The sequence below is a fragment of the Pseudonocardia lacus genome, assembly GCF_018531445.1.
In the GTDB taxonomy this organism is placed as follows: domain Bacteria; phylum Actinomycetota; class Actinomycetes; order Mycobacteriales; family Pseudonocardiaceae; genus Pseudonocardia; species Pseudonocardia lacus.
Genome location: NZ_JAHDTH010000005.1, coordinates 1 through 13,752 on the forward strand (window position 1 = coordinate 1; position 13,752 = coordinate 13,752).

15 protein-coding genes are annotated in these 13,752 nt (G+C 73.4%); 8 read left to right on the forward strand and 7 right to left on the reverse strand.

Going from position 1 to position 13,752, the window contains the following annotated elements; genetic code table 11:
- From KIK08_RS02110 to KIK08_RS02120, 3 genes are all read left to right on the forward strand, one after another.
- Nucleotides 1–448, forward strand: a 448-nt coding sequence (locus KIK08_RS02110) for a zinc-binding dehydrogenase (protein ID WP_214401235.1), incomplete at its 5' end; no start/stop codon positions are given.
- A gap of 221 nt (nucleotides 449–669) precedes the next feature.
- Nucleotides 670–2,022 carry a Rieske 2Fe-2S domain-containing protein gene (locus KIK08_RS02115; RefSeq protein WP_214401236.1) on the forward strand — a complete coding sequence of 451 codons (1,353 nt, stop codon included), beginning with the start codon at nucleotides 670–672 and terminating at the stop codon, nucleotides 2,020–2,022.
- 185 nt (nucleotides 2,023–2,207) lie between these two features.
- The gene (locus KIK08_RS02120) at nucleotides 2,208–3,881 is read left to right on the forward strand and encodes an ABC transporter substrate-binding protein (RefSeq protein ID WP_250556138.1); all 1,674 of its coding nucleotides are present in this window, start codon (nucleotides 2,208–2,210) and stop codon (nucleotides 3,879–3,881) included.
- Nucleotides 3,882–4,160: 279 nt separating this feature from the next.
- On the opposite strand, the gene KIK08_RS02125 is transcribed toward KIK08_RS02120, so the two are convergent.
- The 3 genes from KIK08_RS02125 to KIK08_RS41455 form a co-directional block, all read right to left on the reverse strand.
- Nucleotides 4,161–4,919, reverse strand: a complete 759-nt coding sequence (locus KIK08_RS02125) for an SDR family NAD(P)-dependent oxidoreductase (protein ID WP_214401237.1) — start codon at nucleotides 4,917–4,919, stop codon at nucleotides 4,161–4,163.
- A 97-nt stretch (nucleotides 4,920–5,016) separates the two neighbouring features.
- Entirely contained in the window at nucleotides 5,017–5,670 is a 654-nt protein-coding gene (locus KIK08_RS02130; RefSeq protein WP_214401238.1) for a nitroreductase family protein, read from the reverse strand.
- Between the two features lie 187 nt (nucleotides 5,671–5,857).
- A complete protein-coding gene (locus tag KIK08_RS41455) occupies nucleotides 5,858–6,925 on the reverse strand; it encodes a helix-turn-helix transcriptional regulator (RefSeq protein WP_214401239.1) in 1,068 nt (355 codons plus the stop codon).
- Between the two features lie 80 nt (nucleotides 6,926–7,005).
- On the opposite strand from KIK08_RS41455, the gene KIK08_RS02140 reads away from it, so the two are divergent.
- From KIK08_RS02140 to KIK08_RS02150, 3 genes are all read left to right on the forward strand, one after another.
- Entirely contained in the window at nucleotides 7,006–7,602 is a 597-nt protein-coding gene (locus tag KIK08_RS02140; protein ID WP_214401240.1) for a dihydrofolate reductase family protein, read from the forward strand.
- A gap of 3 nt (nucleotides 7,603–7,605) precedes the next feature.
- On the forward strand, nucleotides 7,606–8,190 hold the full coding sequence (locus KIK08_RS02145; protein ID WP_214401241.1) for a dihydrofolate reductase family protein: 585 nt from the start codon (nucleotides 7,606–7,608) through the stop codon (nucleotides 8,188–8,190).
- 141 nt (nucleotides 8,191–8,331) lie between these two features.
- Complete coding sequence (locus KIK08_RS02150) at nucleotides 8,332–9,216, forward strand: SAM-dependent methyltransferase (RefSeq protein ID WP_250556139.1); 885 nt, start codon at nucleotides 8,332–8,334, stop codon at nucleotides 9,214–9,216.
- Between the two features lie 76 nt (nucleotides 9,217–9,292).
- Here the strand turns inward: KIK08_RS02150 and KIK08_RS02155 are convergent, their stop codons facing one another.
- Both KIK08_RS02155 and KIK08_RS02160 read right to left on the reverse strand, forming a co-directional pair.
- Nucleotides 9,293–9,763, reverse strand: a complete 471-nt coding sequence (locus KIK08_RS02155; RefSeq protein WP_308257338.1) for an OsmC family peroxiredoxin — start codon at nucleotides 9,761–9,763, stop codon at nucleotides 9,293–9,295.
- On the reverse strand, nucleotides 9,760–10,779 hold the full coding sequence (locus KIK08_RS02160; RefSeq protein WP_214401243.1) for a zinc-dependent alcohol dehydrogenase family protein: 1,020 nt from the start codon (nucleotides 10,777–10,779) through the stop codon (nucleotides 9,760–9,762). The genes KIK08_RS02155 and KIK08_RS02160 overlap by 4 nt, the downstream gene beginning before the upstream one ends.
- A gap of 109 nt (nucleotides 10,780–10,888) precedes the next feature.
- Between KIK08_RS02160 and KIK08_RS02165 the strand changes: the two genes are divergently transcribed.
- Complete coding sequence (locus tag KIK08_RS02165; protein ID WP_214401244.1) at nucleotides 10,889–11,710, forward strand: helix-turn-helix domain-containing protein; 822 nt, start codon at nucleotides 10,889–10,891, stop codon at nucleotides 11,708–11,710.
- 224 nt (nucleotides 11,711–11,934) lie between these two features.
- Nucleotides 11,935–12,426 (forward strand): alpha/beta fold hydrolase, encoded by a 492-nt coding sequence (locus KIK08_RS02170; protein WP_214401245.1) that lies wholly within the window; start codon nucleotides 11,935–11,937, stop codon nucleotides 12,424–12,426.
- Between the two features lie 348 nt (nucleotides 12,427–12,774).
- Here the strand turns inward: KIK08_RS02170 and KIK08_RS40810 are convergent, their stop codons facing one another.
- Nucleotides 12,775–13,497, reverse strand: a complete 723-nt coding sequence (locus tag KIK08_RS40810) for a GNAT family N-acetyltransferase (protein WP_214401246.1) — start codon at nucleotides 13,495–13,497, stop codon at nucleotides 12,775–12,777.
- Entirely contained in the window at nucleotides 13,473–13,700 is a 228-nt protein-coding gene (locus tag KIK08_RS02180) for a hypothetical protein (protein ID WP_214401247.1), read from the reverse strand. The genes KIK08_RS40810 and KIK08_RS02180 overlap by 25 nt, the downstream gene beginning before the upstream one ends.
- Nucleotides 13,701–13,752 lie beyond the last annotated feature (52 nt).

Here is a 13,752-nt window from a genome sequence, read left to right on the forward strand (position 1 = left end):
CCCGGTGTTCGGGCTGGACCGCTCGCCGGCGCGCCTCGCGGTCGCCGAGCGGCTCGGGCTGGTCCCGGTGGCCGACGCCGCCGACCTCCCGGCCGGCGTCGACGCGGTCGTCGAGGCCAGCGGGGCGCCCGCGCTGGTCGAGCGCGCCGTGGCCGCGACCGCCCCGGGCGGCACCGTCGTGCTGGTCGCGCTCTACCACCGCACGGTCCCGTTCGACGCGATGCTGGCGGTGCAGCGGGAGGTCACCGTGCGCGGCAGCGCCAACGTCACCCCGCGGGACTTCCGCGACGCGCTCGACCTGCTGGCCACCGGTCGCGCCCAGGTCGAGCCGCTGATCAGCCACCGGCTGCCGCTGGCCGGGATCGCCGAGGCGTTCCGCACCCAGAACGACCCGGACACCTCGGTGAAGGTGCTGGTCACCGGCGCCGGCGCGCACCCGACCCCCTAGTTGCGCCGGCCGTCGACCATGGCGTGGCGGCCGTCGTGTCGCTGGTCATGGAGCCTCCCGACTCTGGGTGCCCGACCGGAGCCGCCAGCCTAACCCCGGCGCCGCGAATCGTTAACAATTTTGCTAATGAGCCTGTGAACGATCTGTTGTCGATCGACGCACCCGGAACTACCGTCCGGTGGGAGGGACGCTCGACCCGCCGCCGCCCGAGGAGGACGACGATGCTCTCCGAGAGAGACAACGCACTGCTCACCCGCGTCGGGCCGGGCACTCCCATGGGCGAGCTGCTGCGCCGCTACTGGACGCCCGCGCTGCTGGTCAGCGAGGTCCCGACGCCCGAGTGCGCCCCCGTGCGGGTCCGGCTGTTCGGCGAGGACCTGGTGGCGTTCCGCGACGCCAGGGGCCGGGTCGGGCTGATCCAGGAGAACTGCCCGCACCGCGGCGCGTCGCTGTACTTCGGCCGCAACGAGGCCGGCCCCGACGGCACCTGCGGACTGCGCTGCCCGTACCACGGCTGGCAGTTCGACGCCGACGGCGCGTGCATCGACATGCCTTCCGAGCCGCCGACCAGCACGTTCAAGGACCGGGTGCGGGCCAAGGCCTACCCGGTGCACGAGTCGGGCGGGATCGTCTGGACCTACATGGGTCCCGCGGAGCACATGACCCCGTTCCGCGACTTCGGCACCGAGACCCTGCGGCCGGCGAACGCCGCCGCCACGAAGATCCACACCCCGTGCAACTGGGTGCAGGCCATGGAGGGCAACCTCGACACCAGCCACATCTCCTGGCTGCACCAGTGGGAGGGCGTCGAGCAGATCCCCGACGACGGCAGCGACAAGCCCGGCTACCCGACCAACGCCATGTCGTGGAAGTTCTGGCGCCACGACCGCGCGCCGCGGCTGGAGATCGAGGACACCTGGTACGGGTTCAAGTACGCCGGGATCCGCACCACCCCCAACGGCCACACGCACGTGCGCGTGACCGCGTACTGCTACCCCTTCTTCACCGTCGTGGCCGCGCTGCCGTTCAGCACCCGCCACGGCGTGTTCGTCCCGATCGACGACCACAACACCGCGCGGTTCACGTTCGTCACCCGCGACGTGGAGAACCCGCACGGGATCGGCGGGCCGGGGCTGTTCGAGCGGACCCCGTTCACCCACGCCCGCAACGAGCAGGGCACCGGCGTGCTGCCCCGCGTGTACACCGCCGAGAACGACTACGGCATCGACCGCGACGTGCAGCGCACCGTGACCTACTCCGGGGTCGCCGAGTTCGTCAGCCAGGACTTCATGGTCACCGAGTCGATGGGCCCGATCTACGACCGCAGCCAGGAGCGGCTGGGCACCTCGGACAAGGCGATCATCCGGATGCGCCGGCTGCTGCTCGGCGCCGCCCGCGGCCTGGCCGACGGCGCGCCGCCGCCCGCCGTCGACGGCGACCTGGACTACCGCGGCATCCGGTCGGCGGAGAAGATCCTGGAACCGGGCGCCGACTGGCGCGCGCTGGGCACCGACGACGACCCGCTCGTGCGCGAGACCGACCCGCCCGCCCGGCTGCCGCGGGCGGGCGGCTGACGCGCAGTTGGCGTTGCGCGCACGGTTCCCGGAGCCCGCGCGCATTTCGTCCCCGGAGCCCCGAACGGGCACCCGCGCTGTGCCTACTCTGCGCCCACCTCCACGTCGGGCCACGTGCCGCAACGGGCACCGCGCCCCCGGGAGGGCCGTACGACGACGTCCGGTGCTGCGACGGGATGGTGCTGATGAACCGCGTGGACCCCATGGCCGGTCTCCCCCGCGCCCGCACCCCGGGCCGCGGGCGCCCGAGCGCCGCGGCCGCCCTGCTGGTCGCGCTCTGCCTGGTCCTGGCCGGCTGCGGGTCCGCGCCGGGCCCGGCGTTCGGCGGCGACGAGCCGGAGTCGGTGGGCGCGCTCGACTCCTCGCAGCCCTGGGGCGGCGACCCGGCCCAGGAGGGCACGCCGGTGCGCGGCGGCACGCTCGTCGTCGGGATGTACACCGAGTCCCGCGGGCTGGACCCGACCGTCGGAAACAGCCTGATGGCCTCGGCCATCTACGACTCGCTGCTGAAGATGGACCGGGACGGGCGCCCGCAGCCGCAGCTCGCCGAGTCGATGACCAGCCCCGACGGCGGCACCACCTGGACGCTCACCCTCCGCCCCGGCGTGACCTTCCACGACGGCACCCCGCTCGACGCCGACGCCGTGGTCTTCAACGTGCGCCGCCAGCTGGACAACCCCACGGCGCTGGGGCACCTCTACACCGAACCGATCGCCGCGATGACCGCCACCGACCCGCTCACCGTCACCTTCACGCTCAAGCGCGCGACCAGCACGTTCCCGATGTCGTTCGCGCTGCCGTTCTCCTCGGGCAACCTGGGCACCATCGCCTCGCCCACCGCCGTGCAGGCCAGTGGCGATGCCTACACGCGCAACCCGGTGGGCGCCGGGCCGTTCCGGTTCGTCAGCTGGGCCCAGGACAACAAGACGGTCGTCGAGCGGTTCGACCGGTACTGGGACGAGGGCAAGCCCTACCTCGACGGCATCGAGTTCCGTCCGCTGCCCGACACCGACTCGCGCTACGCCTCGATCGTCAACGGCGACATCGACCTGAACATCGGCGGCTTCTTCAGCGAGCTGGAACGCGCCTCGGCCGACGACACCCTGCAGACCTACTGGGGCCCCGGCGGCGACGGGCAGTACCTGTACTTCAACCTGACCCAGGCCCCGTTCGACGACCGGCGCATGCGCGAGGCGCTCATCCGGGCCGTCGACCCCGTCGCGCTCAACGCCACCCAGTTCCGCGGCCGGGGCCAGCTCGCCACGACCCCGTTCGCCGAGGACAGCCCGTACTTCAGCCAGCAGGCCGCGGACGCCTACCCCGGCTACGACGTGGAGCGCGCGAAGCAGCTCGTGGCCGACTACCGGGCGTCCGGGGGCGATCCCACGTTCACCTACAACACCGGCAACTCCCCCGACGACCACCAGCTGGCCCAGTTCCTGCAGGCGCAGTGGGCGGCGATCGGTGTGACGGCGAACCTGCAGTTCGACGACATCTCGACGTTCATCGGCCCGATCGTGCGCGGCACCCGGTTCGGCACCGCGACCTGGATCACCGGGCCCTACGAGAGCCCGTACCCGTTCATGGTCAACCAGTTCAGCACCGTCGGCATCAACAACTACGGCAAGTACAGCAACCCGGACGTCGACGCCGCGCTCGCCGAGGCCAGCGCGACCGCGGACCCGGCCGCGCAGGCGGCGGCCTACCAGCGGGCCCAGGTGCTGATCAGCCAGGACCTCCCGGTGCTCTGGCTGACCCGGGCGGCCAAGGCGGCGATCGCCCGGCCGACGGTCAAGGGGGTGTCGCGGTACCTGTCCAGCGAGATCTTCTGGGCGGGGGTGTGGAAGGCGCCGGCCTGATCCGGAGGCGCTGCGCGCCGCCTCGCCGGCGGGGGCTTGCAGCCCTCGCGGTGTGCTCGCAGCGCTGGGTGTGTGGTCGCAGCCCGCCGGCGCGCTGCGACAACCCCGCCAGCCCTGCGACGTCCCCAGCCAGCCCTGCGACGTCCCAGCCAGCACTGCGAGGACGCCCCCACCGGGGTCGGGGCTTCTTCGCAGGGGCGGTGAGGTCTTCGCAGGCGCCGTAGCACCTGCGAAGACCATGGGGACTCTGCGCAGAGGCCGACAGGCGCGCGTCGGGGGCTACCAGCCGGCGACCGACCCCGCGTCGACCGGCAGCGTCACCCCGGTGACGAACGAGGCGTCGTCGGACATCAGCCACACGACGGCCGCGGCGACCTCCTCCGGCTCGCCGATCCGCTGCAGGGCCTGCGGGCGCATGATCTCGGCGAGCCGCTCGGGGGTGGCGCCCCGGGCGAACCCGGTCATGATCGTCCCCGGGGCGACGGCGTTGACCCGGATCAGGTCCTCGGCGTACTCGACGGCGGCGTTCTTGGTCAGCCCCACCAGCCCGTGCTTGGCCGCGGTGTAGGGCGCCAGCCGCTTCACCCCCCGCAGACCGGCGTTGGACGCGGTGTTCACGATGGACCCGCCCCCGCCGGCGAGCATCGCCCGGATCTGGCGCTTCATCCCCAGGAAGACGCCACGCAGGTTGATCGCGATGACCCGGTCGAAGTCCTCGTCCTCGATGTCGGCGAGCAGCTTGCCGCCGCCGCCCACCCCCGCGTTGTTGTGCGCGAAGTCGAGCTTGCCCCAGCGGTCGAGCACCCCGGCGACCAGCGCGTCGTGGTCGGCGGGCCGCGCGACGTCGCAGACCTGGAACTCGGCGACACCGCCGGCCGCCCGGCACAGCTCGACCGTCCGCCCGCCCTCGGCTGCAGCCGACTCCAGGTCCGACACCAGCACGGACGCGCCCTCGGCGGCCGCGCGCACCGCGGTGGCCCGGCCGATGCCGCTGGCCGCGCCGGTGACCAGTCCCGCCTTGCCCTCCATCGACCCCATCGCCCCACCGTGCTGACCCGGCGCGCGCGGGACTCCACGATCCGCGCCGGTTTTGCTGGCGATCCGTGCGAGCCGCCGATCCGCGCCGACCGGACCGTCAGCGGTCGTCGGCCTGCGCACCCGCCGGCGCCCACGGCACCGGGCCCTCCCACCGGTTGTGGTGGCCGACCTCCCACGTGGGCCGGCGCCGCGTCGGCCCGAAGGCACCAGCGGGGTAGCCGAGCGGGATGGCGAAGTGGAACGCGACGTCGTCCGGGATCGCGAACATCTCCCGCAACCGGCCCTCGACCGATGCGTGCAGGGTGGTCGGCACCGAACCGATACCCAGCGCCCGCGCCGCCAGCATGAGGTTCTGGGTCGCGGGCAGGACCGATCCCTCCGCGTGCGGAGGCACCGACAGCACCAGGACCACGCACGGGGCGCGGCCCATCTCCTCGGCCAGGCGCATCGAGGGCCCCCACTGCTCGCGGTCCTGCGGGGTGAGGTCCCCGGGCCCGGTCCAGCCCGCCGCGTCGCGCCGCTTGGCCCACCAGGCCTCGCGGTAGAGCGCCCCGAACGCGCTCACCAGCGCGGGGTCGTCGACCACCAGGAACCGGGCGATTTGGCTGTTCCCCCCGCTGGGGGCCTTCGTCGCGGCCGCCAGCACCAGCTCGACGTCGGCGAGCGGGACGGGGTCGGGCCGGAACCGCCGGATCGACCGCTGGGTGAAGACGGCCTCGCCGAGCGACATCGACAACCGCGAGTGGTCCACCGCGCTCCCTCCACCGGCCGACGCCCCGCTGGGCGCCTCCGCCGATCCTGCCCACGTCGGGGTGGCGCCGCCGTCGTCGTTGCGTCGCGTCCCGGACCGGTCGGATGTCGCGCCGGCCTCGCCGCCGGACGTCGGGCGCACGCCGCCGTGTCGGAGGGCGACCCGGGAGCGGCGACGACCCCCCACCTCAGGTGAGCGAGGTGGCGTAGTGGTCGAAGAACAGCGTGGCGATCAGATCGCCGCGGGAGCGGGCGCCGGACTTGGCGAAGATCGACTTCAGGTGGTCCTGGACGGTGTACGCCGACACGTGGAGCCGACCGGCGATCTGCTTCGTGGACAGGCCCCGCGCCACCAGTTCGGTGACCCGGCACTCGCTGTCGGTGAGACCGTAGGCACCGGCCACCAGGGGCGCCATCTCCGCCGGCCGCGCCACCTCGAACATGATCGCGACCGGGGCGTGCGGTCCGTCGCCCATCAGCGATCCCCGCACCGTCAACCACCGCCCGGTCCGGGTACGCGCCCGTGCCCTGGCCGGGGCCGGGGCCGGGCCGTGGATCGCCCGTGCCTGGTGGGCGACGGCGGGGACCACCAGCGGCATCCGGGCACCCGGCCGGTCGCCCGCGCCCAGCTCGTCGAGCCACCGGTCCGCGGCCGGGTTGGACATGCTCACCCCGTTGTCGGCGTCGAGGACCAGCAGGCCGACGTCGTCGAGACCGCTCCGCGCGGCGTCGAGCAGCAGGCCCCGGCGCAGACCGTCGGCGATCAGCCCGGCCGTCGAGGACACGAACTGCACCTCGGCCGGGGTGAAGTGCGGCCGCTTCGCCTCCCGGAAGACGGTGAGCGCGCCCCACACCCCGGTGCCGCCCGCGAGTACGGCCCGCAGCTCGTCGGCGAAACCCGCGGGGCGCCGGATCTCGCGCTGCCGCAGGCTGCGGTCGAGATCACCGGCCGTGGCGTCGCTGAGGCTGGCCGCCGGGTGCTCGGCGCGGGCGAGCTGGGTCCACTTGGTGAAGTCCGGCTCGCGCACCTCGATCTCGACGAGCCGGAGCATCTCGGCGGCGGGCAGGCCGTTCTCGACGAACTCCGCGGTGGGCAGCATGGTCGCCGGATCGAGCGTCATCAGGCAGGAGCCCTCGGCGGGCACCGCGCGCAGCAGCGCGCTGCCGACAGCCCGCGCGAACTCCGGCACCGACAGGCCCCGGTGGGCCAACCGCACGATCTCGTCGCGGGTGCGGGCGTGCTCCGCGGTGACCACCCGACGACCATACGCCGCGCCCGGCACCATCCCACGATTCTGGGATGCCGCCGCACGCCGCGGCCATCCAGGGTGGGGCCATGAGCAGAGTCGTGCTGTACATGTCGATGTCGGTGGACGGGTTCATCGCCGGCCCGGACGACGCCCCGGGACGCGGACTGGGCGTCGGCGGCGAGCGCCTGCACGCCTGGCTGGCGCACGGTGGCGTGGACCCGGCCTCGTACCGGCCGACCGACGACGCCGGCGCGACGGTCTTCGACGAGGTGATGGCCACCGGGGCGGTCATCACCGGGCGGCGGACCTTCGAGTTCGCGGACGGCTGGGCGGGTGACCACCACGACGGCGTCCCGATATTCGTGCTGACCCGCACCGCGCCCGCCGAACCGGCGCCGGGATCGGCCCACTACGCCACCGAGGGGATCGCCTCGTGCGTGGCCCAGGCCAAGGCCGCCGCGGGTGGGCGCGACATCTTGCTGCACGGCGCGGCGACGGCCCAGGAGTGCCTGCGCGCCGGCCTGCTCGACGAGATGGAGCTCCAGCTGGTGCCGGTGCTGATGGGGCGGGGCCGTCGGCTGTTCGACCACCTGCCGCCCGGGCACGTCGAGCTCGACCTCGTCCGGGCCCTGGACGGGCGGGACGTGCAGCACCTGCGCTTCCGCGTGCGATCGGAGGGCTGAACGATGGCGATCCGCCTCTACATGGCCATGTCCCTGGACGGCTACGTGGCAGGTCCCCGCGACGGTGTGGACGCACCCATGGGCGTCGACGGGTTCCGCCTGTTCAACTGGCTCGACCGGCGCGACGCACCGGGGCCCAGCGGCCAGGTCCACGCCGAGGCCATGGCCACCCGCGCGCTCATCTCGGGCCGCCGCACCTACGAGCACGCCGACGGGTGGCAGGGCGATCACCACGACGGCGTACCCGTCCTCGTCCTCACCCACGACGTCCCGGCCGACCCGCCGCCGGGCAGCGTCCGGTTCGTCACCGACCCCCGGGACGCCGCCGCGCAGGCCCGTGCCGCGGCCGGGGACGCCGACGTCATGGTGCACGGGGCCGGAGCCGCGCAGGCGCTGCTGCGGGTGCGGGAGCTCGACGAGCTCGAACTGCACGTCGTCCCGGTGTTGCTCGGGCAGGGGCGGCGCCTGTTCGACGACCCGGCGGCCGAACCCGTCGAGCTCGACCTGGTCCGCCGTCTGGTCACCGGCGACGAGGTGGAGCCCGCGCAGCGCGTCGTGCACCTGCGGTACCGCATCCGGCGGTCGTAGTCTCCGGACGGACCGAGCCGGTTCACTCCTGCTCCGCCCGCATTGTGGGGTCGAACCGGGCGGGGTAACCGCAGTAGCTGCTGGCACCGAATGGGCTATCGCTGCAGTTCCGATCGCACCTCGGTCGGGAGGAAGCGGGCGATGGCCGACGGATTGCATCGCGACCGCTACCCTGCGACCATGCCCTCCGAGGATGACGACCGAGCTACCGGAATCGACACGACGGTCCCGCATTCCGCCCGCATCTTCAACTATTGGATGGGCGGAAAGGACCACTACCCGGTCGACCGCGAGGCCGGCGACGCCTGGGTCGCGATCGATCCCTCGATCCTGCGGATCGTCCGCGAACAGCGCGCGTTTCTCAAGCGCACGGTGCGCTACCTGGCCGGTGAGGCCGGCATCCGCCAGTTCCTCGACGTGGGCACCGGGCTGCCGACGGCCGAGAACACCCACGAGGTCGCCCAACAGGTCGCGCCGGACGCCCGGATCGTCTACGTGGACAACGACCCGCTCATCCTCGCGCACGCCCGCGCCCTGATGACCAGCACCGACGAGGGCGCCACCCGCTACATCCACGCCGACATGCGCGATCCCGCCCCGATGCTGGCCGAGGCCAGCGAACTCCTCGACTTCGAGGAGCCGGTCGCCATCCTCTTCATGGGGGTGCTCGGACATCTCAGGAATGTGGAGGACGCTCGGGAAGTCATCCGCACGTTGATGGGCGCCGCGGCTCCCGGCAGCTACCTGCTGCTCTGCGACAGCATCCTGGTCGAGGGCGATGAGGCATCTCTCGAAGCCGCCGAGGAGTACGGCGAGACGGGCGCCGTGCCGTACAACTACCGGCCGCGCGAGGAAATCGCGAGCTTCTTCGACGGTCTGGAGCTGGTCGACCCGGGACTCGTCTCGATCACCCTCTGGCGCCCGGATCGCCCGGCCGGAGTCCCGCGGATCGGCCAGGCCGATCCGGAGCCCCTGGAGCAGACCGTCGGCGGTCTCGCACGCAAGCCGGACGCCGCACCTCGCTGATCGCACTCACCTGCCGCTGGATCGAGCGCAGTGAGGTGGCGGCGTCCGCGCAGCCGGCGTCGAGCAGCCCGGTCGGTCAGCGACCCGGTGCCACGGTGAGTCGGATCTCGGCGACCCCGGCGAGGGCCCGGGTGAGCGCGCACCCCGCCATCGCCGATTCGGCGTGTCGGCGGAAGGCCTCCTCATCGAGGCCCTCGACGTCGGCGCCGGCCTCCAGCTCGACGAGGTCGATGGTCGGCGTGCCGCCGACGGGCCGCAGCCGCACCCGCGCGCGGGTGCGCACCGCCCGGGGCGGCCGGCCGGCTTCGGTCAGCACGTGGGTCAGGGCCATCGCGAAGCAACTGCTGTGCGCCGCGGCGAGCAGTTCCTCGGGGTTGGTGCCACCGGACGCGTGCCCGGTAGCGGGATCGGTAGCGGGATCGGTGAAGCGCGATCGGAAGCTGTAGTCCGCCTCCCACCGCCCGGGACCGACGCGCACGCGGCCGGTCCCCTCCTGGAGCGTGCCGGTCCACTCGGCGCTGCCTACACGTGGCGCCACCCCGGTCACCGGCCCTCGGTCGAGGAGACGGAGATGACGACCTTGCCCACGGCCTCGCCCGCGCGGTAGTGCGCGAAGGCCTCCGGCGCCCGGTCGAAGGCGAACGTCCGGTCCACGACCGGACGCAGCCGGTGCGCGGCGACCACCCGCACCAGCTCGGCGAGCTGGGCCGTGCTGCCGACCGCGAGCGGGCGCAGGGTGACGCCGCCGGTGAACACCGCGTACGGGTCGATCGGAGCCGCGGCCCCCAGGAAGCCGACGATGCCGACCTGGCCGCCGAAGGCCGTGGCGGCCACCGAGGCCGGTAGCGTCCCGGCCACCTCGACGACGTGATCGACGCCGCGGCCCCCGGTCAGCTCGCGGACGGCGGCGGGCCAGTCGGGCGCGGTGCGGTAGTTGACCACGGCGGACGCGCCGAGCCGGGTCAGCACGCCGGCCTTCGCGTCGTCGCCGGTCGTGGCGATCACCGTGGCCCCCATCGCCGTGGCCAACTGCACCGCCCACAGCGACACCCCGCCGGTGCCCAGCGTCAGCACGGTCTCACCGGCTCGCACCGCGCGGCCTCCCGTCAGCGCGTTCCACGCCGTCACCCCGGCGCAGGTCAGCGTCGCGGCCTCGGCGTCGGTCAGGAACTCCGGCACCTCGACGCACGCCGCCGCGGGAAGCACCGCGTACTCGGTGAGCAGCCCGTCCAGCGACCCGCCGAGCTGATCGGCCACCGCCGGGGTGAACGGACCGTCCTGCCAGCGGGGGAACACCGCCGGCACGACGCGGCTGCCCACCGCGGATCCGCCGGTGCCCGGACCCACGTCGCGGACGACGCCGACGCCCTCGGCGAGCGGGACACCGTCCGCGCGGACCGGGAGCACGTAGCCGCCGTCCAGGATGAGCAGGTCGCGATAGTTCAACGCGGCGGCCCGGACCGCGACCAGCACCTCCCCCGGCCCGGGTGCGGGAACCTCACCGCTGATCGTGCGCAGGCCCGCCAGGCCCGCGCCGGAACCGCTCAACCGATAGCTCTGCATGCCCACAGCCTCGGCGCGGACGGTGGCACGCGGCCATTACCTGCCGGGTGCAGTCGACTGCACCCGGCAGGTAATGGCCCTGCCGCCGCCCACCGGGCAAGCTCTTGTCGTGGCCACCCCCCGCGCCGTCGCCCAGCCCACCTCGGCGGGCGAGCTGCTGCGGTTCTGGCGGCAGCGGCGCCGGATGAGCCAGCTCGACCTCGCGGTGGCCGCCGAGGTGTCGACGAAGCACCTCAGCTTCGTCGAGACCGGCAAGGCCCGGCCGAGCCGGCAGCTGCTCGTGCACCTCGCCGACGCCCTGGCGGTGCCGCTGCGCGAGCGCAACCGGCTGCTGCTCGCCGGCGGGTTCGCCCCGCCGCACCGCGAACGCCCCTTCCAGGACCGGGCCATGCAGCCCCTGCGGCAGGCCCTCACCGCCCTGCTGACCGCACACGAGCCCAACCCCGCGCTCATCGTCAACGCCCACTGGGAACTCGTCGCCGCGAACACCGCGGCCGACCTGCTGTTCGACGGCGTGCACCCCGACCTGCTCACCCCACCGGTCAACCTGCTGCGCCTGTTCACCCACCCCGACGGCCTCCCCCGCATCTCCACCGCCACCCCGGTCTGCAGCCGCCCGCTGATCGACCGGCTGCGCCGCCAGGCCCACGAGGAGACCGACGACGCCCTGCTCGACCTCGTGACCGAAGCCGAGCAGCACCTCATCGCCGCCGAACGCACGGGGCGGGAACCGGCATGGACCGGGGACGGCGTCATGGCCACCTTCGAGCTCACCACCCGCCTCGGCCCGGTCCGGTTGTTCACCGTCATCGCCACCCTGGGCGCTCCCCTCGACGTCACCGCCGCCGATCTGGCCGTCGAGACGTTCCTGCCCGCCGACCCGCAGAGCGGCACCCGACTGCGCGCCCTGGCCGCCGACCGCGAGCGGTGACGCCGACACCGGCCGGCAACTCACCGCGGCCGGGCTACAAAGGTGGATAGGTGACCGCCATCGGTGAATAGGCCCAGATGGCAGCCGGTCGGAGAATCGCCTCGGGCGCCCGCGCAAGGCCCGGCGACAGGCATTCAGATGCGCCTGGGGTTCGCGGTGCCGCAGAATCGGATCCGTTGCGGAGCGCCGATCCGGGCCGTGTTCCAGTTCCCCGAAACACCACCGTGCTCGGTTCCGCATTCCTCGCCGCGCTCGAACCCTTCCTCGTCGCCGCCGACGACAACCCCGAGGGCGTGCCGCGGGAGGTCTTCGACGGTATCGGGGCCGCGGCGACGCAGGACCGCCTCGCCTGGTACTCGCAGTTCTTCGCCGACTTCTACAACCTCGACGACAACCTCGGCGTCCGGATCAGCCAGGAAGCGGTCACCGACAGCTGGAACGTCGCCGTCTCCAGCGCCCCCGTCGCGGCCCACGCGGTCGTCTCCTCGTGGATCGAGGACTTCCGCGCCGACGTCGAGGCCGTCCGCACCAGCGGCAAGCCGGTCCTCATTCTGCACGGCACCGCCGACCGGATCCTGCCCATCGACGCCACCGCCCGTCGCTTCCGCCAGGCCCTGCCCGACGCGCAGTACGTGGAGATCGAGGGCGCCCCGCACGGGCTGCTGTGGACCCACGGCGACGAGGTGAACGCCGCCCTGGGCGCCTTCCTCGGCTGAGCCGCGGCGTGGCGGTGCTGGCGTCCGCGCAGGGTCAGGGGTGTTCTCGCAGCCCGCCGGCGCGCTGCGAGAACACGCCCAGGGCTGCGAGATCTGTCCAGGACTTCGAGGGCGGGCGGCGGTGCCGTGGCACCGCCGCCGCCGTGCGGTGCTCGCCTCGGTGAACCAGATCAGGTTGTGGTCCTTGTCGGCAGTTCCTGTTGCCTGCCCGTCTCCTCTGATGACACGTGCGACCACCTCGTCGTCGGTACCGTCGATCCGGACCCGTGGCGGGTAACCCCGCCAGCCACCGCCAAGCCACCGGCACCGCGCCGATCGGGTCGGGTTGTGCGGGGTCTCGGCCGAGAACTAGGAGACCGAGCGGCGCCACATCGGCCAGATCGGCGGTCCGCCGGGGACCGAGATCGGCGCCTGTGCCACGAATCCGTGCCGCTCGTAGAGGGCCTTGCTGCGAGCGCTGGTCGCCTCCAGGTAGGCCGGCTCACCAGCGGGATCCGCGCGGTCGAACACCGGTCCCATGAGCGCGCTGCCGATCCCACGACCCTGAGCCTGCGGCGTGACTCCGAGGAACCACAGGTACTCGTGAGGATCGGCGGGGTGGTGCTCGTCGAGCAGCGCAACCACCTCGAGCATCCGCTCGCCGTCCCGGCCGGCGACCTCGACCAGCGCCGCACCGAACCCGGCCGCTTCGTCCTCGGGCACGGCGGGCTGACCCGACGGCACCCACAGCGCGGCGCCCAGGACGGGCCGACCGGTCGTCCAGGTGTCGTCGTGGTGGGCCAGCGCATCGACGGTGAGCGCGAAGAACCGCGGCAGCACGGCTGCCCTGCGAGCCGGGTCGGGCAGTACCCACTCGAACACGGGGTCCGCGTGGAAGGCCGCAGCCAACACTGCGGCGATGGCGGACCGGTCCTGCACGGCGGCGCGCCGAACCTCGGACCGGACGGGCTGGACAGCGGTCATGATTACCTCCCGGGACAGGTGCGCGGCTTTCGCGCAACCGCGACCATGCGCACCGCCGCTGTCACAGCCGTGCCGGTTCGCTGTCAGCCGCCTGTCGCCTCGTTCCACGGAGCCACGTCGCTCAGCCGACGGCGGCACCGGTGGCGGCGGAGATGCCCCCGGAGCAGGAACCTCTCACGGCACAACCGGTGCGCGGCGACCACCCGCACCAGTTCGGTGAGCTGGGCCGTGTCGCCGACCGCGAGCGGGCGCAGGGTGACGCCGCCGGTGAACACCGCGCGCTGGTGCAGGATCGCCGTCGATGGGGGCACGCGCCCACCCGCCCCGCCACAAAGGTGGATAGGTGACCGCCATCGGTGAATA

Coding starts and splice junctions, on each gene's coding strand:
- KIK08_RS02160 (WP_214401243.1), bottom strand. CDS start 10,779: ATGCAGAGCTATCGGTTGAGCGGTTCCGGCGCGGGCCTGGCGGGCCTG.
- KIK08_RS02140 (WP_214401240.1), top strand. CDS start 7,006: ATGAGCAGAGTCGTGCTGTACATGTCGATGTCGGTGGACGGGTTCATC.
- KIK08_RS02125 (WP_214401237.1), bottom strand. CDS start 4,919: ATGGGGTCGATGGAGGGCAAGGCGGGACTGGTCACCGGCGCGGCCAGC.
- KIK08_RS02120 (WP_250556138.1), top strand. CDS start 2,208: ATGAACCGCGTGGACCCCATGGCCGGTCTCCCCCGCGCCCGCACCCCG.
- KIK08_RS02145 (WP_214401241.1), top strand. CDS start 7,606: ATGGCGATCCGCCTCTACATGGCCATGTCCCTGGACGGCTACGTGGCA.
- KIK08_RS02150 (WP_250556139.1), top strand. CDS start 8,332: ATGGCCGACGGATTGCATCGCGACCGCTACCCTGCGACCATGCCCTCC.
- KIK08_RS02115 (WP_214401236.1), top strand. CDS start 670: ATGCTCTCCGAGAGAGACAACGCACTGCTCACCCGCGTCGGGCCGGGC.